Source organism: Pseudomonas brassicacearum, assembly GCF_003732265.1.
Taxonomy (GTDB): domain Bacteria; phylum Pseudomonadota; class Gammaproteobacteria; order Pseudomonadales; family Pseudomonadaceae; genus Aquipseudomonas; species Aquipseudomonas brassicacearum_D.
The window spans coordinates 1-641 of sequence record NZ_MOBK01000113.1 but is presented as its reverse complement, the minus strand read 5'-3'; the positions used below and the strand labels follow the sequence as shown (position 1 = coordinate 641).

Sequence of the window (641 nt, the reverse complement as noted above, 5' to 3'; positions counted from 1 at the left end):
AACCTGAAAGCCTGCCTGGATCAGGCGCAGGGCGAATTCATCAAGTTTCTGTGTGACGATGATCTGCTCTATTCCGCCTGTATCGAGCAGCAGGCGCACGAGATGCGCCGCGCCGAGGTCAGTCTGGTGCTGGCCCAGCGGCTGCTCTGGGACGCGAACGACATCATCCTGCCTGCGCGTCTGGAAAACTCTTCGCTGTCGCCGGTCAGTGGCCTGTTCAAGGGTGACGATCTACTGGCGATATTCGAAAAATTCCCGGTCAACGTTCTCGGCGGATTCAGCAACGCGCTGTTTCGCCGCGCGGACGTCGCCGAGCTGCTGCCGGCATTGACCGAGGAGGGCGGCTGCTTCGTCGCCAGCCTGGATTTCGCCTTGTATATCTGCCTGCTGCGCCGCGGCAACCTGGCGGTGTCGAACAATGTACTGAGCGCCGAGCGCCTTTCTCCGGAGCGGCTGAGTGCGCAGCAACCGATGAAGGACGCGATGGACGTCGAGCGCGAGTGGCTCTCGCAAATGCTCAAAGTCCGCAACGGTGAGTCGGCGCCGGCGCCAGGCTGGGTGCGTTACATCCCGCTGGCAAAGGCTGATGAGTCGCCAAGGGTTTGGGATGAGCTGCCGTTGAGTCGCACCCTGGGTTCCCG

1 pseudogene is annotated in these 641 nt (G+C 62.2%); it reads left to right on the top strand.

The window, feature by feature from the left end:
- Positions 1-641: pseudogene (locus BK660_RS30305) on the top strand (glycosyltransferase); the annotation flags it as partial.